General features: G+C 69.1%; 19 protein-coding genes. 13 read left to right on the forward strand and 6 right to left on the reverse strand.

Translation table 11 applies throughout. The features are described 5' to 3' along the window. The 3 genes from VSO01S_RS15950 to VSO01S_RS15960 all read left to right on the forward strand — a co-directional run. Nucleotides 1-843: DUF3108 domain-containing protein (locus tag VSO01S_RS15950; protein ID WP_068643800.1), on the forward strand; the 843-nt coding region annotated here is incomplete at its 5' end. A 171-nt stretch (nucleotides 844-1,014) separates the two neighbouring features. After that, nucleotides 1,015-1,293: a BTH_I0359 family protein gene (locus VSO01S_RS15955; RefSeq protein ID WP_068643829.1), complete on the forward strand. Its 279-nt coding sequence runs from the start codon at nucleotides 1,015-1,017 to the stop codon at nucleotides 1,291-1,293. A gap of 100 nt (nucleotides 1,294-1,393) precedes the next feature. Beyond that, the gene (locus VSO01S_RS15960; protein WP_084241907.1) at nucleotides 1,394-2,266 is read left to right on the forward strand and encodes a ChaN family lipoprotein; all 873 of its coding nucleotides are present in this window, start codon (nucleotides 1,394-1,396) and stop codon (nucleotides 2,264-2,266) included. 33 nt (nucleotides 2,267-2,299) lie between these two features. Here the strand turns inward: VSO01S_RS15960 and aptA are convergent, their stop codons facing one another. Next, the gene (aptA, locus tag VSO01S_RS15965; protein ID WP_068643801.1) at nucleotides 2,300-3,634 is read right to left on the reverse strand and encodes an omega-aminotransferase AptA; all 1,335 of its coding nucleotides are present in this window, start codon (nucleotides 3,632-3,634) and stop codon (nucleotides 2,300-2,302) included. An 89-nt stretch (nucleotides 3,635-3,723) separates the two neighbouring features. Here aptA and VSO01S_RS15970 point away from each other — a divergent pair, with 89 nt between their 5' ends. The 5 genes from VSO01S_RS15970 to VSO01S_RS15990 all read left to right on the forward strand — a co-directional run bounded on the left by VSO01S_RS15970 (nucleotide 3,724) and on the right by VSO01S_RS15990 (nucleotide 7,023). Continuing rightward, nucleotides 3,724-4,611, forward strand: coding sequence for an amidohydrolase family protein (locus VSO01S_RS15970; protein ID WP_068643831.1), 888 nt, complete (start codon nucleotides 3,724-3,726; stop codon nucleotides 4,609-4,611). Between the two features lie 27 nt (nucleotides 4,612-4,638). Then, nucleotides 4,639-5,487, forward strand: a complete 849-nt coding sequence (gene purU, locus VSO01S_RS15975; RefSeq protein ID WP_068643802.1) for a formyltetrahydrofolate deformylase — start codon at nucleotides 4,639-4,641, stop codon at nucleotides 5,485-5,487. Between the two features lie 82 nt (nucleotides 5,488-5,569). After that, on the forward strand, nucleotides 5,570-5,923 hold the full coding sequence (locus VSO01S_RS15980; RefSeq protein WP_068643803.1) for a YgiW/YdeI family stress tolerance OB fold protein: 354 nt from the start codon (nucleotides 5,570-5,572) through the stop codon (nucleotides 5,921-5,923). A 4-nt stretch (nucleotides 5,924-5,927) separates the two neighbouring features. Beyond that, nucleotides 5,928-6,287 (forward strand): CidA/LrgA family protein, encoded by a 360-nt coding sequence (locus VSO01S_RS15985; protein WP_068643804.1) that lies wholly within the window; start codon nucleotides 5,928-5,930, stop codon nucleotides 6,285-6,287. 4 nt (nucleotides 6,288-6,291) lie between these two features. Then, entirely contained in the window at nucleotides 6,292-7,023 is a 732-nt protein-coding gene (locus VSO01S_RS15990; protein WP_068643805.1) for an LrgB family protein, read from the forward strand. A 5-nt stretch (nucleotides 7,024-7,028) separates the two neighbouring features. On the opposite strand, the gene VSO01S_RS15995 is transcribed toward VSO01S_RS15990, so the two are convergent. From VSO01S_RS15995 to VSO01S_RS16010, 4 genes are all read right to left on the reverse strand, one after another. Then, on the reverse strand, nucleotides 7,029-7,397 hold the full coding sequence (locus tag VSO01S_RS15995; RefSeq protein ID WP_068643806.1) for a hypothetical protein: 369 nt from the start codon (nucleotides 7,395-7,397) through the stop codon (nucleotides 7,029-7,031). A gap of 149 nt (nucleotides 7,398-7,546) precedes the next feature. After that, nucleotides 7,547-7,984, reverse strand: coding sequence for a YXWGXW repeat-containing protein (locus VSO01S_RS16000; RefSeq protein ID WP_084241908.1), 438 nt, complete (start codon nucleotides 7,982-7,984; stop codon nucleotides 7,547-7,549). Nucleotides 7,985-8,115: 131 nt separating this feature from the next. Then, entirely contained in the window at nucleotides 8,116-11,424 is a 3,309-nt protein-coding gene (locus VSO01S_RS16005) for a carboxyl transferase domain-containing protein (RefSeq protein WP_068643807.1), read from the reverse strand. Continuing rightward, nucleotides 11,421-13,037 carry an AMP-binding protein gene (locus VSO01S_RS16010; protein WP_068643832.1) on the reverse strand — a complete coding sequence of 539 codons (1,617 nt, stop codon included), beginning with the start codon at nucleotides 13,035-13,037 and terminating at the stop codon, nucleotides 11,421-11,423. The genes VSO01S_RS16005 and VSO01S_RS16010 overlap by 4 nt, the downstream gene beginning before the upstream one ends. Nucleotides 13,038-13,132: 95 nt before the next feature. Between VSO01S_RS16010 and VSO01S_RS16015 the strand changes: the two genes are divergently transcribed. The 3 genes from VSO01S_RS16015 to VSO01S_RS16025 all read left to right on the forward strand — a co-directional run bounded on the left by VSO01S_RS16015 (nucleotide 13,133) and on the right by VSO01S_RS16025 (nucleotide 15,617). Next, a complete protein-coding gene (locus VSO01S_RS16015; protein WP_068643808.1) occupies nucleotides 13,133-13,885 on the forward strand; it encodes a TetR/AcrR family transcriptional regulator in 753 nt (250 codons plus the stop codon). 44 nt (nucleotides 13,886-13,929) lie between these two features. Further along, on the forward strand, nucleotides 13,930-15,210 hold the full coding sequence (locus VSO01S_RS16020; protein WP_068643809.1) for a branched-chain amino acid ABC transporter substrate-binding protein: 1,281 nt from the start codon (nucleotides 13,930-13,932) through the stop codon (nucleotides 15,208-15,210). An 83-nt stretch (nucleotides 15,211-15,293) separates the two neighbouring features. Then, on the forward strand, nucleotides 15,294-15,617 hold the full coding sequence (locus VSO01S_RS16025) for a thioredoxin family protein (RefSeq protein ID WP_068643810.1): 324 nt from the start codon (nucleotides 15,294-15,296) through the stop codon (nucleotides 15,615-15,617). 340 nt (nucleotides 15,618-15,957) lie between these two features. Here the strand turns inward: VSO01S_RS16025 and VSO01S_RS16030 are convergent, their stop codons facing one another. Next, complete coding sequence (locus VSO01S_RS16030; protein WP_068643811.1) at nucleotides 15,958-17,337, reverse strand: amidohydrolase; 1,380 nt, start codon at nucleotides 17,335-17,337, stop codon at nucleotides 15,958-15,960. Between the two features lie 162 nt (nucleotides 17,338-17,499). Between VSO01S_RS16030 and VSO01S_RS16035 the strand changes: the two genes are divergently transcribed. Continuing rightward, a complete protein-coding gene (locus VSO01S_RS16035) occupies nucleotides 17,500-18,417 on the forward strand; it encodes a LysR substrate-binding domain-containing protein (RefSeq protein ID WP_068643812.1) in 918 nt (305 codons plus the stop codon). A 73-nt stretch (nucleotides 18,418-18,490) separates the two neighbouring features. After that, complete coding sequence (gene rocF, locus VSO01S_RS16040; RefSeq protein ID WP_068643813.1) at nucleotides 18,491-19,411, forward strand: arginase; 921 nt, start codon at nucleotides 18,491-18,493, stop codon at nucleotides 19,409-19,411. Nucleotides 19,412-19,477: the final 66 nt, after the last annotated feature.

Consider the following 19,477-nt stretch of genomic DNA (forward strand, 5'->3'; position numbering starts at 1 on the left):
GCCCCGGTCCTGGCCGCACCGGACGCCGCCGCGCAGATGTCGCGCATCGAACTCACCCCGCCGCCCGCCGAGTCGGGCGCAGGCGAGCCGGGGCCGGTGAACGAGGCGGGCGAAGCCAACGGCACCGCCGGCGCGCCGGGTGGCGAAGGCCAGGCAGAGGCCGGCACCGGCGGTTTCACCGCACCGGGTGCGGGCCAATCGAAGCAGGTCCACGCCTCGGTCCGCCTGAACTTCGAGATGACGGGGCAGCGCGGCGTGCAGCCCTGGAAGGGCGTGTTCGGCGAACTGGTGTGGCTGCAGGATGGCAGCGAATACAACGCGCGTCTGGCCTTGAAGATGATGTTCAAGACCATCCGCAGCCAGACGAGCGTGGGGCGCATCGACGAAGGCGGCATCGCGCCCACGCGCTTTTCCGAAACGCGCCGCACCGAGGTGGCCTCCCACCTGGTGCGCGAGGAAGGCAAGGTGGTCTTCAGCAACAACTCGCCCAGCGTGCCGCTCCTGCCAGGCGCGCAGGACCGCCTCAGCGTGGTGATGCAGCTGGGGGCCCTGCTGGCAGGCGATGCGGCCCGCTATCCGGAAGGCAGCCGCATCAGCATCCAGACCGTCGGGCCGAAGGAAGCGGGCGTATGGACCTTCATCGTCGAAGGCACGGAACGCATCGCCGTGCCGGCCGGCGAATATGAGGTGCGGCGCCTGAGCCGCGCGCCGCGCGGCGAGCACGACTACAAGCTCGAACTCTGGCTCGCGCCCGAACTGGGCTGGCTGCCGGCGCGCATGCGCCAGACCGAGCAGGACGGCGACGTCATCGACCTGTCGCTGCGCGGCGTTGATGCCCCATGACCCTGCGCTGAATTCGCTTGCCTTGCGCAAAGCATGAAAAAGGCACGGCCAGCGCAACGGACCACGCCGGCGAGGTCACATTTCCTACAAAAAGTGCGTCACTCTTGAAACTGGCGTAGCGATTGCTATCTAACGATCATGACTGCAAAGGACTTCAGGACTTTCAACACCATGCAAATGCTCTATGACTCCGAATCCTTCGTCGTCGTGCACCTGCAGGCGAACGAAGGGGAGACGACGCCAACGCCGGATCTGCCGGTGCTGGCTCGCCATGGTTTCGAGATCGTCGACAAGCGCTCCGGCAAGGAGGTGTACCTCGACGGTTCCTGGGCCGAGCTGTTCCAGAAGCAGATCGCCGCCTGGCAACTGAACACACCCACCGAGGAAGAGGTGGAGACCACGCTGGAAGGTTACGCCGAACTGGCGCAGAACCCGGTGCTCATGCACTGACAGCGACTCAGCCGAAGTAAGTGGCCGCTCATTGAGCGGCCCTTTCTTTTTTGCACGGGTGCAAAGCCAAATTCCGGCCCGGCAGGCGCATAGTACGACCATGCCTGCCCACGCGCCCTTTTCCTCCGCCGCCTCGCATCCGGACTGGAAGCGCCGGGCGGTGGCCGCCCTGGCCAGCCTGCTCCTGCCCGCATGCACCGCGCTCGCGCCGGCTGCACCAGAACCGCCCCCGCCCATCGCGGACCGGGTGCAGGCCCTGATGCCCACCAACTTTCTCCTGCTGGGCGAGCAGCACGACGCACCGGAGCACCAGCAGATCGAACGCGAAGTGCTGCAGGCGCTGGCGGCCAAGGGCCAGCTGGCGGGCCTGGCGCTCGAGATGGCCGAGCAGGGCCAGGACACCCGCGGGCTTGCGCCGCAGGCCAGCGAAGCCCAGGTGCGCACCGCCCTGCGCTGGAACGATGCGGGCTGGCCCTGGAAGGCCTATGGCCCGGTGGTGATGACGGCCGTGCAGGCGGGCGTGCCGGTGATGGGCGCCAACCTGCCGCGCGCCCGCATGAAGGACGCCATGGCCGATGTGTCGCTCGATGCGCAACTCAATCCCGAGGCGCTCAAGGCGCAGCAGGACGCGGTGCGCACGGGCCATTGCAACGCCCTGCCCGAATCGCAGATCGGCCCCATGACCCGCATCCAGATCGCGCGCGACCGGGCCATGGCCCAGACGCTGATCCAGGCCATGTCGCCGGGCAAGACCGTGGTGCTGGTGAGCGGCTCGGGCCACAGCCCGCGCGTGGTCGGCGTGCCGCAGCACCTGCCCACCGACATGGAGGTGCGCGTGGTGCGGCTGGTGGCCGGCGAGGTGGGCGAGGACATGAAGCCCGCGGTGTACGACGCGGTGTGGTTCACGCCCGCCTTGCCGCCGCGCGATTACTGCGCCGAATTCAAGGCGGCGCGGCCCGGCAGCGCCAAGTGAAAAGGGCCGCTGCTGCGGCCCTTTCTTCCATCCTCAAGCGTGCCGCTTGATCGCGTCCGCCAGCGTGTTGACCAGCGTGTCGATGTGCGACTTCTCCACCACGTACGGCGGCGCGATCACCAGCACGTCGCCGGCCGGGCGCACCAGCGAGCCCTTGTGGTAGCAGTCGAGGAAGATGTCGTAGGCGCGCTTGCCCGGCAGCCCGGCGATGGGCGCCAGTTCCACCGCCGAGGCCAGGCCCAGGCTGCGGATGCCGATGACGTTGGGCAGGCCCTTGAAGGTGCTGTGGAAGGCGTCGCCCAGCACCTTGCCCATTTCGCCGGCGCGCTGGAACAGGCCCTCGGCCTTGAACAGGTCCAGCGTGGCGATGGCCGCCGCGCAGGCCACCGGGTGGCCCGAGTAGGTGTAGCCGTGGAAGAACTCCACCACGTGCTCGGGCGCGTTGGTGTTCATCATGGCGTCGTAGAGCTTGTCGCGCACGATCACGCCGCCCAGCGGAATCACGCCGTTGGTCACGCACTTGGCGAAGTTGAGCATGTCGGGCACCACGCCGTAGAAGTCGGACGCGAAGTTGGTGCCCATGCGGCCGAAGCCGGTGATGACCTCGTCGAAGATCAGCAGGATGCCGTGCTTGTCGCAGATCTCGCGCAGCTTGGCGAGGTAGCCCTTGGGCGGCAGGTACCAGCCGGCCGAACCGGCCACCGGCTCCACGATGATCGCGGCCACGTTGCTCGGGTCGTGCAGCGGCAGGATGCGCTGCTCCAGGTCGGCCAGCGCGTCTTCCTTCCACACCGGCTCCTCGTTGTGGATGTAGGCATGGTTCACCGGGTCGTGGATGAAGCGCATGTGGTCCACCTTGGGCAGCATGGCGCCGCCGAAGACCTTGCGGTTGCCCGGAATGCCGCCCACCGACATGCCGCCGAAGCCCACGCCGTGGTAGCCCTTCTCGCGGCCGATGAACATGGTGCGGTGGCCCTCGCCGCGCGCGCGGTGGTAGGCCAGTGCCACCTTCATCGAGGTGTCGGCCGCTTCGCTGCCCGAGTTGCAGAACAGCACCTTGTTCAGGTCGCCCGGGGCCATGGCGGCGATCATCTCGGCCGCCTTGAAAGCCTTGTCGTTGCTCACCTGGAAGGCGGTGGCGTAGTCCAGCGTGTCCAGCTGCTTCTTGATGGCCTCGTTGATCGGCTTGCGGTTGTGGCCCGCGCCCACGCACCACAGCGACGAGATGCCGTCGATCACCTTCCTGCCGTCGTGCGTGGTGAACTCCATGCCGTCTGCTGCCACGAAGACCCGCGGGTCCTTCTTGAAGGCACGGTTGGGGGTAAAGGGCAACCACTGGTTGTCCATGCGCAAGTCGTTGTAGGCCATCGAAATCACTCCTGGTGCTAGATGCGTGGCAATGCCCCGAGGTGGGCAGGAAGAGGCATTTTGGCACCCTCTTGCACAATGCGTCCGCCATGCAAGACGACGATGTTCGCGCGCCGACCTGGCGCCCGCACCCGCGCCAGCCCGCCGTGGCGCTGCCGCCGCTGGCCTGCGATGCGCACGTGCATGTGTTCGGGCCGATGGCGCGCTTTCCCTTCGACGCCGGCTCGGCCATCCGCCCCGGCGACGCGCCCAAGGAAGCGCTGTTTGCCCTGCACCGGCACCTGGGCATCGAGCGCTGCGTGATCGTGCAGTCGCTGGTGCACGGCTTCGACAACCGGGTGGTGGAAGACGCCATGGCCGCCGCCGGCGGGCGCTACCTGGGCGTGGCGCTGGCGCCGGCGGATGTGCCCGACGCCGAGCTCGTCCGCCTGGCGGCGGCGGGCTTTCGCGGCATCCGCTTCAACTTCATGGCGCCGCGGGACCTGGCCGAACAGCCCCAGGCTGTGCTCGCCTTGAGCCGCCGCCTGGCGCCGCTGGGCATGCACCTGCAGCTGCAGGTCGAGGGGCCGCTGATCCACGCGCTGGCCGAGCTGATCGACGGCAGCGCCGTGCCGGTCGTGATCGACCACATGGGCCGGGTGGATGCCTCGCTCGGGCCGCAGCATGCCGACTTTGCCGCCCTGCGCGCGCACCTTCGCGCCCGGCCGGGCCGCACCTGGGTCAAGCTCAGCGGCATCGACCGGATTTCCAGGCGCGCCGACTACGCCGACGGCATCGCCCTGGCCCGCCTGCTGGCCGATGAATTCCCGGCCCAGTGCGTCTGGGGCACCGACTGGCCGCATCCGAACCACTCGCACATCCCCGACGACGGCGCGCTGGTCGACGCGCTGGCGCAGCAGGTCGCACCGCAGGCCGAGGTGCGCGAGCAGATCCTGGTGCGCAATCCGGCGGCTTTGTACCGCTTCGAGCCGGGCTGAACGGGGCCTGCGACAATCGCGGGTTCTATGAATCCCGCGTACATCCTCACCCTTTCCTGCCCCGACCGCACCGGCATCGTGCATGCCGTCTCCGGCTTCCTGCTCGAGCGCGGCGGCAACATCGAAGAAGCGGCGCAGTACAACGACCACGGCACGGGCCTGTTCTTCATGCGCGTGCGCTTTGCCTGCGGCAGCCGCGACGAGGCCTCGCTCAAGGCCGACCTGGAAGGATTCGCCAAGGGCTTTGCCATGAACTGGCAGCTGCACGCGGCGCAGCAGCCGATGAAGACGGTGATCATGGTCAGCAAGGAAGGCCATTGCCTGAACGACCTGCTGTTCCGCTGGAAGAGCGGCCTGCTGGCCATCGACATCCGCGCCATCGTCTCGAACCACCGCGAGTTCTACCAGCTGGCCGCCAGCTACAACGTGCCCTTCCACCACATCCCGGTCACGGCGGCCACCAAGGCGCAGGCCGAGGCCAAGCAGTTCGAGATCATCCAGGAGGAAGGCGCCGAGCTCGTGGTGCTGGCGCGCTACATGCAGGTGCTGAGCAACGACCTGTGCGCCAAGCTGCAGGGCCGCGCCATCAACATCCACCACTCCTTCCTGCCCAGCTTCAAGGGTGCCAAGCCCTACTACCAGGCGCATGACCGCGGCGTGAAGCTGATCGGCGCCACGGCCCACTACGTCACGGCCGACCTGGACGAAGGCCCGATCATCGAGCAGGACGTGGCCCGCGCCGACCACACCGACACGGTGGAAGACCTCACGGCGCGCGGGCGCGACACCGAGAGCCAGGTGCTGGCCCGCGCGGTGAAGTGGCACAGCGAGCACCGGGTGCTGCTCAATGGGCACCGCACCGTGGTGTTCCGCTGAAACGCTTCTCGCGAGGGGCGGCCCGCCACGCGGCTGGCGCAGAATGCCGCCCATCGACAACATCCCAGGAGGATCAAGCTTCATGCAAGCACTGAAGTCCGTCGCGGCCGCGGCCGCCTTCGCGCTGGCGACCGGCGCGGCATTCGCGCAATATGTCGGCCCCTCGAACGTCAAGCTCACCACGGTGGCCGAGGTGCTCAAGAGCGGTACCGACGACCAGCACGTGGCACTGCGCGGCAACCTCCTGAAGAAGGTCGGCTCGGAGAAATACGAGTTCTCCGACGGCACGGGCACCATCCGCGTGGAAATCGACAAGAAGATCTTCCCGGCTGGGCCTATTGACGACAAGGCGAAGGTCGAGATTCAGGGCGAGGTCGAAAAGGAATTCATGAGCTCGCCCGAGATCGACGTCGACTCGATCCGCCGCGTCGATTGACGCCATGAAAGGCTTGCGCGGACTGGCCTGGCTGCTCGTCTTCCAGTCCCTCGGCGAGGTGCTGTCGCGCTTCTTCTCCCTGCCCTTGCCCGGCCCGGTGCTGGGGCTGGTGCTGCTGCTGGTCGGCCTGCGGCTCGAAGCCGTCCGCGAACCGGTGGGTGAATGCGCCAACTTCCTGCTGGCGCACCTGTCGCTGCTGTTCATTCCCGTGGGCGTGGGCGTCATGACTCACCTGGCGCTGCTGGCGCAGTACGGCGGCCGCATGCTGCTGGTGATCGCGCTGTCCACCTGGATCGGCCTGGGCGTCAGCGCCGCGGTCATGTGGTGGCCGCGCCCGGCGCCTGCAAGCAAGAACAAGGATTGAGCCGATGCCGCGCTTCGTCGAACTCTGGATCTATCTTTCCGCCTCGCCCCTGTTCGGCCTGACGGCCACGCTGGTGGTGTACCTGCTGGCGCAGGCCGCCTCGGCGCGGCTGGGCGGCGCGCCCTGGGCCAATCCGGTGCTGTGGTCGGTGCTGGTGCTGGCCAGCGGCCTGCTGGCCACGGGCGTGGACTACCCGAGCTACTTTGCCGGGGCGCAGTTCATCCACTTCCTGCTCGGCCCGGCGGTGGTGGCGCTGGCCTGGCCGCTGTGGCTGCGGCGGCTCGAATTGCGCGAGCGCTTCGGCCGCATCCTGCTGGCGGGCTTTCTCGGCGGGGCCGCCGCCTGCGTGTCGGCGATGCTGCTGGGCTGGGCGGTGGGGCTGCCGCATGACGTGGTGCTGTCGCTGGCACCCAAGTCGGTGACGGCGCCGGTGGCCATGGGCATCTCGGAAAAGATCGGCGGGATTCCGGCACTCTCCGCGGTGTTCACGGTGCTCACCGGCATGATCGGCGCGCTCACCGGCAAGTACCTGTTCGACGCCATGCGGCTGGCGACCGACCCCGAAGGCTATGCGGCGCGCGGCTTTGCGCTGGGCACCGCCTCGCACGGCATCGGCGCCGCGCGCGCCCTGCAGGTGGATGCGCAGGCCGGCGCCTATGCCGGCCTGGCGCTGGGGCTGCAGGTGCTGCTGGCTGCGCTGCTCATGCCGCTGGCCTTCAGGCTGCTGCCCATCTAGCCCATTCAGTAGCGGTAGGGGTTGCCCGGGCGGCGGTCGTAGCGGTTGGGCACGCCGTCGCCGTCGCGGTCCCAGCGGGCGCCGCGATAGTCGCGATGGCCGTAGTCGCGGTGGCCGTAGTAGCCATCGCCATGGCCACGGCCGTGGCGGTAGTAGTTGTCGCGGCCGTAGCCGTAGCCATAGGCACGCGGCGCAGGCTGCACGTAGACCGGCGCGGGGCGCACGTACACGGGCGGCGCGGGCATCACGGCCACCGGCGGGCCGGGAAGGTTGATGCTGACCGAGCCCCAGACCTGGGCGCTGGCGGCGGTAGCGCCGAGTGCGGCCAGGGATACGAGGCCGGTGGCGATGCTGATGCGGGCGATGCGGTTCATGGTGGCTCCTTTTGTCATGCAACGTCATTGGCGTTGCGTGACTGCATGTTGCGGTTCTTTTGTAAAGCGAATGTCAAGCGCGAGCGAAGTCTTGTAGAAAAATCGCCGCTCGCGCCCGAGGCTGACAACTTGCGTCGTACTTCGCCTACTCAATGGCGACGCGCATCGTCCGGGCGGCGGTCGTGGGCGTTGGGCACGCCGTCGCGATCACGGTCGTAGCGCACCGTGTCCGGCCGGTTCGGATGGCGGTCGTAGCGGTTGGCGATGCCGTCGCGGTCGCGGTCCCAGCGGCCCTGGCTGTAGTACCAGCGGCCATGGCGCTCCACCCAGTTCGGCGCGTGATAGGCGTAGCCGGGGCGCGCGGCCATCCAGCGGCCGCCGGTCCACGCATAGCGGCCGCGCTGGTACTCGTAGTGGCCCGGCGCCCAGACGTAGCCCGGGCGCGGCGCGGGCACGCGCTCATACACCGGCGCCGGCGGGCCGAACTGCACAGAGACCGACACCTGGGCCTGTGCCGTGGCCGGAACGACCAGTGCACCCAGCGACAGCAGGGCGGCGGCGCCGGCGGTGATCACAAGCTTCTTCATGTTTGCTCCTTCGAATGAACTTGGGAGCCTTCATGCTGAGCGCGCCATGTGAAGCGCCCGTCAACCGCGAGCGAAGTCTTATGTCGAGGTGTAGCGGGCGCACGAAAGCGCCATGCGCCCGCCCGCGGGCATCACCAGGTGTCGACGTACGGTGCAGCCGCCTCGTGCATCGCGCCTGCCGAATGCAGCCCGCGCACGAGCCAGCTTCGCGTCTGCGCGGGGTCGATCACCGCATCGATCTCCAGCGTCTGCGCCATGTTGATCGCCTCGCCGTTGGCGTACTGCTGCGCCACCAGCTTCTTGAACAGCCCATCGCGCGCTTGGCCCTCGGGTGCGGCCTCGAGCTCCTTGCGGTAGCCCAGGCGCACCGCGCCCTCCAGGCCCATGGCGCCGAACTCGCCGGTGGGCCAGGCCACCGTGAACACCGGCGCATCGAAGCCGCCCGCCGTCATGGCTTGCGCGCCCAGGCCGTAGCCCTTGCGCAGCACCACCGCGAAGAAGGGCACGCGCAGGTGCGAGGCCACCATGAACATGCGGCACACGTGGCGCACCTGGGCCTGCGCCTCGACCTCGGGCCCGACCATGAAGCCGGGCGTGTCGCACAGCGAGACGAGGGGCAGGCCGTGCGCATTGCACAGCTGCATGAAGCGCGCGGCCTTGTCGGCCGCCTCGGCGTCGATGGCGCCGCCCAGGTGGTGCGGGTTGTTGGCCAGGATGCCCACCGACCGGCCTTCGATGCGTGCCAGCGCGGTGATGATGCCGGCGCCGAAGCCGGCGCGCAGTTCGAGCACCGAGCCGCTGTCGGCCAGCCCCTGCATGGCGGCGCGCACGTCGTACACGCGCAGGCGGTTCTCGGGCACGGCGTGGCGCAGCAGGCGCTGGTCGGCGCATTGCCAGTCGCCCACCGCGCCCTGGAAGTACGACAGGTACTGCTTGGCCACGGCCACGGCTTCGCGCTCGTCCTTCACCAGGATGTCGATCACGCCGTTCTTCGATTGCACGCTGCTCGGCCCGATCTGCTCGGGCGCGAAGGTGCCCAGGCCGCCGCCTTCGATCATGGCCGGGCCGCTCATGCCGATATTGCTGGCCTCGGTGGCGATGATCACGTCCGCGCACCCCAGCAGCGCCGCGTTGCCGGCAAAGCACCGGCCATGCGCGATGCCCACCACCGGCACCTTGCCCGAGAGCGCGGCGAACTGGCTGAAGGTGTGGTTGTTCAGGCCGGCGACGATGGGCATGTCGGTGTCGCCCGGCCGCCCGCCGCCGCCCTCGGCGAACAGCACCACCGGCAGGCGCAGCTGGTGGGCCACGCGCAGCATGCGGTCGGTCTTGGCATGGTTGCGCATGCCCTGCGTGCCGGCCAGCACGGTGTAGTCGTAGGCCATGACCACGCAGCGCGACTTCTCGGGGCCGAAGCGGGCGCTGTTGACGTTGCCCACGCCGGTGATCATGCCGTCGGCCGGCGTGTTGGCGACCAGGTCTTCCAGCGTGCGCCGGCGCGTCTGCGCGGCAATGGCGAGCGCGCCGTATTCGTTGAAGTTGTTCGGGTCCTCGTGCAGGTCGCACAGGTCGGCCACGTTGGCGCGCGCGGTGCGTCCGCCCTGCGCGTGGCGCTTGGCCACCGCGGCCTGGCGGTTCTCGTCCAGCGTGGGCGCATGGCGGTCGATCACGCGCTGCAGGTCGGCGCGGATGGCGTCGGGGTCCAGCGCCTGCTCGGCCTGGGCCTGCACCGCCTGCGCATCGACGGCTTCGAGCTGGACCAGCGACTGGCCCTCGACCAGGTAGTCGCCGGGCTGCGCCAGCAAGGCGGTCACCCGGCCCGCCACCGGGGCGTGCAGCAGGTGCTCCATCTTCATGGCTTCCAGCACGCCGACTTGCGCGCCGGCCGGCAGGACGTCGCCCACTTCGACTTCGAACTGCACCAGCTTGGCCGCCATCGGCGCCTTGATCGTCGGCGCGGCGGGATCGTCTTCTTCCGGCACCGGAGCGGCTGCTGCGCTGCCGTGCACCGCGGGCTTGCCGGGCTTGGGTTCGAACTTCTGCGCAGCGCCCAGCAAGTCGGCCAGGTGTTCTTCCACGAAGCGCGTGTGCACCGCCTGGCGCGCGAACTCGGGCCGCTCGCCGATGGCACGCAGCAGCGGCAGGTTGCTGGCCATGCCTTCGATGCGGCACTCCTCCAGTGCGCGCAGCGAGCGGCGCAGCGCGTCGGCAAAGCGGGGCGAGGCGCTGTGCACGATCAGCTTGGCCAGCAGTGTGTCGTAGTGCGGCGACGGCGCCAGGCCCGTGTAGCCGTGCGTGTCCACACGCACTCCGGGGCCGGCCGGCAGGTCGAAGCGCGTCAGGCTGCCGCTGGCGGGGCGGGCGTTGCCTTGGGCGTCCAGCGTCTCGGCATTGATGCGCCACTGCACGGCAAAGCCGCGCTGCGCGGCTGTCTTGCCGGGCTCGATGCCCAGGTCGGCCAGCGACTGGCCGGCCAGCACGCCGATCTGCAACTGCACCAGGTCCAGGCCCGTCACCTCCTCGGTCACGGTGTGCTCCACCTGCAGCCGCGGGTTCGCCTCGATGAAGACGAAGGGCAGCTTCTTCGAATCCTCGTCCACCAGGAACTCGAAGGTGCCCAGCCCCCGGTAGCCCACCGCCTGCGCCATGCGCAGCGCGGCCTGGGTGATGCGGTCCTTCAGGTCCGCACCCAGCGCCGGGCTGGGCGCGATTTCCACCAGCTTCTGGAAGCGCCGCTGCAAGGTGCATTCGCGCTCGCCCAGGCTGGCCACCTGCTGTCCGTCGCCCAGCACCTGGATCTCGATGTGGCGCGCATTGCGCATCAGGCGCTCGACATACACGCCATCGACGCCGAAGGCCGCCTTGGCTTCGGAGGTGCAGCGCGCATGCGCCTCGGGCAGGTCTTCGGCGCGCAGCACGGCGCGCATGCCGCGCCCGCCGCCGCCGCCGATGGCCTTGACCATGACGCCAGCCTGCTCGCCACCGGCGGCCTGCTGCGCAAAGAAGGCCTGGGCCTGCGCCAGCGTGACCGCGCCGCTGCTGCCGGGCATCACCGGCACGTCGCACTGCTGGGCCAGCGCGCGTGCGCGTGCCTTGTCGCCGAACAGGCCCAGCTGTTCGGCCGTGGGGCCGATGAAGACCAGGCCCGCGTCCGCGCAGGCCTGCGCGAAATCGGCGCGCTCGCTCAGGAAGCCGTAGCCCGGATGCACCGCATCGCAGCCCTGCGCGCGCGCGATCTCGATGAGGCGCGCGCCGTCCAGGTAGGCGGCGGGGCCCGTGGCATCGAGTGCCACCGCCACGTCGGCCAGTTGCACATGCAGGGCCTGTGCATCGTCGCGCGCATGCACCGCCACGCTGCCAATGCCGAGGTCGCGCAGCGCACGCGCCAGGCGCACGGCCACTTCGCCGCGGTTGGCGATGAGGATCTTCTTGAAGGTCATTCCTTGTCCTTGAGCAGCCGGCGCAGCACCTTGCCGGCGCCGGTGGTGGGCAGCGCATCAATGAAGCGCACCATGCGCGGCGTCTTGTAGGGCGCCATGTTCTCGCGCGACCAGGCGATCAGCTGCGCCTCGTCCACCTGCGCGCCGGGCTTCCTGACGATGAAGGCCTTGACCACTTCGCCCTTCTCCGCGTCGGGCTGCGCGATGACCGCGGCCTGTGCCACCGCCGGATGCTTGATGAGGATGGTCTCGACCTCTTCCGGGAACACGCTGTAGCCCGAGACCTTGATCATTTCCTTGAAGCGGCCGATGAAGGTGAGGTAGCCGTCGGCGTCCATCCTGCCCATGTCGCCGGTGTGCACCCAGCCGTTTCGCAGCGTGGCGGCCGTGGCTTCGGGCTTGTTCCAGTAGCCCTTGAAGGAGCCTTCGCTGGCCAGGATGATCTCGCCCACTTCGCCCACCGGCCGGTCCTCGCCGGTGTCGGGGTCGATGATGCGGATGCGCACGCCCGGCACCGCCACGCCCTGCGTGCCCCAGCGCGGCGCATGCTGCGGCGTGTAGGTGTCGCAGGTGTGGGTTTCCGACAGGCCGTAGGCGGCCTCGAACGAGGCGCAGTTCTTCGCCACGCCGCGCCACTGGTTGGCCAGCGGCTCGGTGAAGGCGATGCCGAAGCTGGTGACCGGGTTGCGCTTCAGGCTGGCCAGGTCGAACGTCGCGATGTCGGGCAGCTGCATCACCGCCACGTTCATCGGCGCGATGCTGTACCACCAGCTCACCCGGTACTTCTCGATGGCCTGCGGCACCGCGTGCGGGTCGAAGCGGTGCAGCAGCACGCTGGTGGCACCGCTGAGCACCGGCACGTTCACGCCCATGAGCATGCCGGCGATGTGGTAGAGCGGCGCGATGGACAGCAGCACGTCGTCGGGCGTGACGCCGTTGCAGTCGCCGGCGGCGCGCGTCTTGAACAGGGCGTTGCCGTAGCTGAGCATGGCGCCCTTGGGCAGGCCGGTGGTGCCCGAGGTGTAGGTCATGAGCGCGACGTCGTCCATGCCGATGGCCACCGGCGTGGGCCTGGCATCGGTGCGCATCACCGCCAGGAAGTCTTCGCAATGCGCGGGCACAACGCGCGGTTCCTGCTGCGCGGCCTTCAGCTCGGCGGGCAGGTCGATGGCGGGTTGCGCGGGCAGCAGGTCCGCGTAGTGCACCGCGAACACATGCTGCAGCGAGGGCACCTGCTCGCGCACCTTGTCCACCACCGGCAGCAGCGGCGCCGCGGCCACGATGACGCGGGCCTGCAGGTCGCCCACCTGGTAGGCCAGCTCGTGCTCCTTGTTGAGCGGGCCGCTCGGGCACACGATGGCGCCGATCTTCTGGATGCCGTAGTGCGCCACCAGGTACTGCGGGCAGTTGTTGAGAAAGAGCATCACCGGGTCGCCCTTGTTCACGCCCAGGGCCTGCAGCCGCGCGGCGAAGGCGTCGCTCGCGCGGTCCAGTTCGCCGAAGCTCATGCTCGCGCCGTACCAGATGCAGGCCGGGTGGCCGCCGCGCTCGCGCGCATGCGTGCGCAGGTATTCGTGGAGGGGTTGCTGCACACGGGCGGGAAGGCTCTTCAGTGTCTCCATGGCGTCACTCGTTAAGGGTTATCGATAGCGGCTCGCGCAGGCGGCTGGCTTGCCATGGGCCGGATGTTGCAACAACAATCCTACCCATGGGTATAACTTCCGCGACACCGCACAGACCCGCTGCGGAAACCGGCACCTCGCAGGGCGGCGGGAAAGGCGCCTCGGCCGCCCCCGACCACCGGCGCCTGCACCTGCCAGCCGGCACGGGTCGCCAGCGCGCGGCCACCCAGGGCACCGACGTGCAGCGCGAGCGCATCCTGCAGGCCGCCGCCGACCTGTTCGCCGCGCAGGGCTACGCCAACACCACCATGGCGCAGATCGTGCGCGCGCTGGGGGTGACCAAGCCCTTCGTCTACTACTACTTCCGCGACAAGCAGGAGATCTTCGAGACGCTCTCGTGGAAGCCCACGGTCGAATGCCTCACCAGCATGGACTTTGCGCAAGACGACACCCGCTGCGCGCGCGACAAGGTCATGGACGGGCTGGAGCGGCTCATCCGCGCCACCATCGCCAACTTTCCCTGTGCGTTCTTTCCCTATCGCGAACCGCAGGTGTACCGCCCCGAATACGTGGCCGAGCAAAAGCGCATCGCGCACCACTTCTACAACCGGCTGGTGCCGCTTTTGGAAGAGGCGCGGCGCGACGGCGACCTCGACTTCGACGACCCCAAGCTCACCGCCCTGGCCGCCTGCAGCCTGCCGGGCTTTCTCTACAGCTGGTACAAGCCCGACGGCCGTTATTCCATCGACGACCTGGTCGCCAAGCTGTGCGTGCTGACCTGGCGCCTGATCGGCCTTCGCCAGCCGGCCACCGCCACCGAACGACAAGAAGGCAGCTGAAGCCGCCCTTCCCACGCTTTCCTTCCACCTTCAGGAGACTCTCCATGACGACGACGAAGACGTCCGCCGGTGCGCGCCTGCGCGCCCTGTTTGCCATCACCGCGCTGGCTGCGGCCGCCAGTGGCACCGCCCACGCGCAAGATACCTACAAGATCGCCTACATCGATCCGCTCTCGGGCCCCTTCGCCAACGTGGGCGAGTTGATGCTGCTGCACACGCAGTACGCGGTGGACGACATCAACGCACGCGGCGGACTGCCGGGCGGCCAGAAGATGCAGCTGCTGCAGTTCGACAGCAAGCTCTCGGCGCAGGAAAGCCAGAGCGCGCTGCAGGCGGCCATCGACCAGGGCGCGCGTGCCATCGTCACCGGCGGCTCGGGCTCCTCGGTGGTGGCGGCCATCCTGCAGTCGGTGGCGCGCTGGAACCAGCGCAACCCGGGCAAGGAGCTGCTGGTGCTCAACCACTCGTCCATCGACCCGGACATGACCGGCAAGAGCTGCAGCTTCTGGCACTTCCAGACCGAGGCGAACACGGCCATGAAGATGAAGGCCATCGCCAACTACATCAAGAAGACGCCGGACATCAAGAAGGTCTACCTGCTCAACCAGGACTATGCGCACGGGCGGCAGTGGGCCTCGTACGGCCGCCAGCTGGTGGGCCTGGCGCGGCCCGACATCCAGTTCGTGGGCGAGACGCTGCACCCCATCGGCAAGGTCAAGGACTTCGCGCCCTACGTGGCCAACATCAAGGCCTCGGGCGCCGACTCGGTCATCACCGGCAACTGGGGGCAGGACATGACGCTGCTGCTCAAGGCGGCCGGCGACGCGGGCTACAACCTGCGCTACTTCAACCACAGCGCGGGCTCGATCCCGGGCACGGTGCTGGCGGTATCGCAGTCCAAGGTGGGCCAGCTCACCTGGGTGGCCGAGTGGCACCCGGGCCAGGCCGATTCCCCCAAGGCGGAGGCGCTCGCCAAGGCCTACAAGGCGCGCACCGGCAAGGACTTTCTGGCGCCGCGCATCGACATGACGCCGCGCCTGCTGGCCGCCGCCATCGCCAAGGCCGGCAGCACCGACACGGTGAAGGTGGCCTATGCGCTGGAGAACCTGCAGTACGACTCGGTGGTGGGCCCGGTGCGCATGCGCGCCGAAGACCACCAGCTGCTGCTGCCGCAGGTGGTCAACACCATCGCGCCGGTGGACGGCAAGACGGTGAAGGTGGGCTGGGAAGGCACCAGCTACGGCTTTCGCACCGACGCGGTCTACAGCGGCAACGAGCTGGCGCAGGGCACCGAATGCAAGATGGTGCGGCCGCAGGCCCAGTAGCGCCCGTTGTCCTTGCGGCACTTGGGACATTCGAGCAGTGCTAGCGTCGGGCCATCATTGATCTACGCCATGCGAGGAAACGAATGAGCGCTGCCGAATACGGCCATCAAGAGCTGACCCGTGCCGAGGTCGACGCGTCCAAGGGCACCACGGTCCTGGAGTTCGGGGCCACCTGGTGCCCCATCTGCCAGGGCGCGCAGCCGGTCATCCAGCAAGCGCTCGGCGGCCGGCAGCTCAGGCACCTGCAGGTCGAGGACGGCCCCGGCCGTCCCCTGGGGCGCTCGTTCCGCATCAAGCTCTGGCCCACGCTGGTCTTTTTGCGCGACGGCCAGGAATTCGCGCGCGTGGTGCGCCCGGGCACGGCGCAGGACCTCGCACCGGCCGTGGCGCAACTCCCGGCCGCCTGAGCGGACAGGCCTCGCCCGCCGTTGCCGCGCACCGAACAGTGCCCGCACGCGCGTTGCGAGTCGTAGCAGATCAGGCCCGGCAACCGTGAGAAGATGCGCGTCTGCTCACCCAAGTCTCGATTGCACGATGAAAAAACTCGCTCTCAGCATGATCGCCATGGCCTTCCTCGCGGGCTGTGTCGCTTACGCACCGGCACCCGGGCCCGCGCCCAAGGGCGGCCCCGGCAACAATTACTGCCCACCCGGCCAGGCAAAAAAAGGCAACTGCTGATCCCAACGGCCGGAAGCAGCAAGGGGCACCGCAAGGTGCCCCTTTTTTATTGTTTGCGAAGCGCGCGGGTCAGTTCTTCGCGGCCATCGCCATGTAATCCACGCTCAGCTGCGTCAGCGCGCGCACCCCCACCAGCAGGCTGGCCTCGTCCACAAAGAAGCGCGGCGAGTGGTTGGGTTCGGCCTTGCTGGCGTCCTTGCCGACGGGCGTGGCGCCGATCATCACGAACAGGCCCGGCGCCTTCTGCGCAAAAAAGGAAAAGTCCTCGCCGCCGGTGCCCTTGGGAATGATCATGGCCTTGCCGCCGGGCACGCGCTCGAGGCTGGGCGTCATCTGCGCGGTGAGCTTGGCGTCGTTGATGGTGGGCGCGTAGCCGTCGGCCTCGAAATGCACATGCGCTTCGCCGCCGCCGCTCTGGGCGATGTGCTCGGCCGTCTCGCCCATGCGCTTGATGTAGAACTTTCGCATCTCGTCGTCGTAGGTGCGCAGGGTGCCGCTCATCTCGGCGTTGTCCGGAATGATGTTGTAGCGGGTACCGGCCTGGAAGGTGCCCACGCTCAGCACCGAAGGCTCCTTGGTCACGTTGACCTGGCGGCTGGCGATGGTCTGGAAGCCCAGCACGATCTGCGAGCCGATCACGATCGGGTCCACGCCCGACCAGGGCTGCGAGCCGTGCGTCTGGCGGCCCTTGACGCTGACCTTGAAGGTGTCGGAGCTGGCGGTGATGGGGCCGGGCTTGTAGCCGATCTCGCCGGTGTTCAGGCCCGAGACCAGGTGCAGGCCGAACACCACGTCGGGCTTGGGCGAATCGAAGGCGCCTTCGGCCAGCATGCGGCGCGCGCCGCCGATCTCGGCGTTGGGCAGCTTCTCCTCGGCCGGCTGGAACAGCAGCTTGACGGTGCCGGGCAGCTGGTCCTTCATGCCGGCCAGCACCTCGGCCACGCCCATCAGGATGGCGACGTGGCCGTCATGGCCGCAGGCGTGCATCACGTCCACTTCCTTGCCGGCCCAGGTGGCGCGGGCCTTGGAGGCGAAGGGCAGGTCCACCTGCTCCTTCACCGGCAGCGCATCCATGTCGGCGCGCAGCGCCACCACGGGGCCGGGCTTGCCGCCCTTGAGGGTGGCCACCACGCCCGTCACGGCCACGCCTTCGCGCACCTCGTAGCCGAGCGCCTTCAGGTGCGCCGCCACCAGCGCGGCGGTGCGCTTTTCCTGGTTGCCCAGTTCGGGATGCTGGTGGATGTCGCGCCGCCAGGCGATGACCTTCTGCTCCACCGCCTTGGTGCGCTCGGCCATCTGCGGGTACAGCGGGGCCGCCAGGGCCGGGGCGGGAGCGGGGGCGACCGCAGCAGAAGCCGGCGCCTGTGCCTGGGCATGGGCACCCATCGCGCAGACGGCCAGAACGACGGGAAGGAAGGCGCTGGGGCGCAGGAACTCGCGGCGTGGCATCGATGAAATCCGTGAAGAGGAGTTGAAAGAAAAAAGGAAGGTTCGAGAGCCCGCAAGCTTATGCAGCGCAGCGATTACCATCCAATCGAAATTCGATTTGACGATAACCCAGGCTTATCGATGCGGGCAAACCCTGATCCCCCGGCCCCGACGCCCCGACTCGTGCTGCACGAGCGCCTGCTGGCCCGTCTGCGCCTGCGCCACCTGCGGCTGGTGGATGCGCTGTCCACTCATTCGAACCTGCGGCGCGCGGCCGAGGCCACGCACATGAGCCAGCCCGCGGCCACGCAGATGCTGCGCGAGCTGGAAGGCCTGCTGGAGGTGCCGCTGTTCGAGCGCCACGCCCGCGGCATGCGCATCACCGAGGCGGGCCGCCTCTTGGCCGCGCACGCACGCATGGCCATCGAGACGCTGCGCATCGCCGCCGACGACCTGGCCGCGCTGGCGGCGCAGCAGGCGCGTCCGGTGCGCGTGGGCGCGCTCGACGCCGCACTGCTCAGCATCGTGCGCACTGCCATGCCGCGCCTGCTGAGCGAGCATCCGCAGCTGCGCCTGGTGGTCGAGGACGGCAACACCGAGCGGCTGACCTCGGGCCTGCGCGGCGGCGCCTTCGACCTGGTGCTGGTGCGCGAGCCCGAGCGCCTGGAGACCGGCTACCGCTTCATTCCCCTGCGCAGCGACCGCATGGTGCTGATTGCCGGCGTGTCGCATCCGGCCGCCGGGCAGCGCCGCGTGCGCCTGCGCGAGCTGGCCGATTCCCGCTGGATCCTGCCGCCGCCGCACTTTGCGGTGCGCCAGGCGCTGGATGCCGCGCTGGCCCGCGAGAAACTGGTGCCGCGCCAGCACAGCGTGCAGACGCTGTCGCTGCACCTGCTGCGCAGCCTCCTGGCGCAGCCCGACGTGGTGATGCCCATGCCGCACTCCATGCTCGAGCGCATCGATCCGCGCGAGGCCGTGCAGCTCAAGCTGCAGCTGGACGCGCCCATCGAGCCGCTGGGCCTGCTCTACCGGCCCGACGACGCCGGCGCCTCGATGCAGCTGCTGATCGACGTGCTGGTCGACCAGGCCAAGGGCGTCTGACTGACCTGCACCGGCGGCGTTGGCTTGCGCCCCGGTGTGGCGCCGCGCGCGCACGGGTCCCACAATGGCATGCATGAGCAGTACTCCGCCCACCATTCACCTGATCGGCGCGCCCACCGACGTCGGCGCCAGCGTGCGCGGCGCCGGCATGGGCCCGGATGCCCTGCGGGTGGCCGACCTGCCGGCCACGCTGGCCCGCCACGGCTTCGGCGTGGTGGACGCCGGCAACCTGGCCGGGCCCGCCACGCCCTGGACGGCGCCGAGCAACGGCCTGCGCCACCTGGATGAAGTGGTGGCGTGGAACCGCTCGGTGTACGCAGCGGTCGACGGCGCCCTGGGCGCGGGCCACGTGCCTCTGCTGATGGGCGGCGACCATTGCCTGGCCGTGGGCTCCATCAGCGCGGTGGCGCGCCACGTCCGCGCGCGCGGCCAGCAGCTGCGCGTGATCTGGCTCGACGCGCATTCCGACGTCAACACCGAAGCCACCAGCCCCAGCGGCAACCTGCACGGCATGCCGGTGGCCTGCCTGCTCGGCCACGGGCCGGCGGCGCTGCGCGGCTGGAGCGGCGAGCCCGCGGCGCTGGACGCGCAGGCGCTGCGCTTCATCGGAATCCGCAGCGTCGACGCGCAGGAAAAGCTGGCCATCCGCAACCTCGACCTGCGCGTGTACGACATGCGCCACATCGACGAGAACGGCATGCGCGTGACCATGACCGAGGCGCTGGCCGACATCGACGCCGACACCCACGTGCACGTGAGCTTCGACCTGGACTGCCTGGACCCGGCCGACGCCCCCGGCGTGGGCACCGGCGTGCGCGGCGGCCCCACCTACCGCGAGATGCAGCTGTGCATGGAAATGATCGCCGACACCGGCCGGCTGGGATCGCTCGACGTGGTCGAGCTCAACCCCGCGCTGGACGTTCGCAACAGCACCGCCGAAGTGGCGGTGGAACTGATCGAAAGCCTGTTCGGCAAGTCGACCCTCGCACGCTGATTCATACGCCTCGTCTCAAATTGAGACAGCGTGCGACAAGTCTCGGAAACCGGTTATTTCGCAGCT

The sequence above is a fragment of the Variovorax soli NBRC 106424 genome, from assembly GCF_001591385.1.
Taxonomy (GTDB): Bacteria; Pseudomonadota; Gammaproteobacteria; order Burkholderiales; family Burkholderiaceae_C; genus Variovorax; species Variovorax soli.